Below are 833 nucleotides of genomic sequence, written 5' to 3'. Positions count from 1 at the left end.
TGAGCTGGTCAAGTTTCTGAGACACGATCTTTGATCATTTCCAATATCCTCAAGCCACTAGAGCTAGAGAATTCCTTTCCTGATACGAGTCCAGAACAGCCTGAGGGCTGACCCCTCCATTAGCTGTATGCGGTCGCCTCCGGTTGTACCAAACCTCGATGAACTCCATCGCCGCGGTACGCGCTACCACCCTGCTAGTGAAAGCCCGGTGATGATACATTTCGTTCTTGATCGTCGAGAAGGCGGACTCGGCGACAGAATTGTCCCAGCGCACCCCGGTGCGGCCCATGGACTGCCGCACGCGGTGGGCAGCGCACCATGCCTGGAACGCGTCGGAGGTGTATTGCGTGCCCCGGTCGCTGTGGAACACGCTGCCAGGCTGGATGAAGCCTCGCGACGCGGCAAGCTCCATCGCATCAATGACCAGCTGAGTTTGCATGTTCTCGCCCATTGACCAGCCCACGATCTGACGTGAATACAAGTCGATCACCGTGGCCAGGTACAGCCATCCCTCACCGGTGCGCAGATAGGTGATGTCACCGACCAGTTTCGCCCCAGGCCGGGACGAGCGGAAGTCCCGCCGGCCGATCTTATCGACCATGTGGTTCTTGATATGCGCTGTTCGCGCTTGGTGGTCACGCACCGTCGTGGTTTTGAAGGCGCTCATTCGTTTGGCCTGGATTCCTAGTTCTTTCATGATCGAGAGAACTGTGGATTTCGGTATCCGAATGTTGTGGTTGTTAAGCAACAGATCCACCAATTGGCCGGCGCCAGCGACCTGGTTGGATGCCTCGAACTCGGTGTGGACCAGTTCGGTACGGCGGATCCTCAGA

At 57.4% G+C, this 833-nt stretch carries 1 protein-coding gene; it reads right to left on the bottom strand.

Annotation, left to right across the window (positions count from 1 at the left end; all coding sequences use genetic code 11):
• Positions 1 to 49: 49 nt before the first annotated feature.
• Positions 50 to 833, bottom strand: a 784-nt coding sequence (locus tag BKX98_RS16565) for an IS3 family transposase (RefSeq protein ID WP_073708058.1), incomplete at its 5' end; no start/stop codon positions are given.

Origin of the sequence: Glutamicibacter sp. 0426 (assembly GCF_001906485.1) — a bacterium.
GTDB classification, from domain to species: domain Bacteria; phylum Actinomycetota; class Actinomycetes; order Actinomycetales; family Micrococcaceae; genus Glutamicibacter; species Glutamicibacter nicotianae.
The sequence above is the reverse complement of the archived record's forward strand: the minus strand, read 5'-3'. Positions and strand labels throughout refer to the sequence as shown.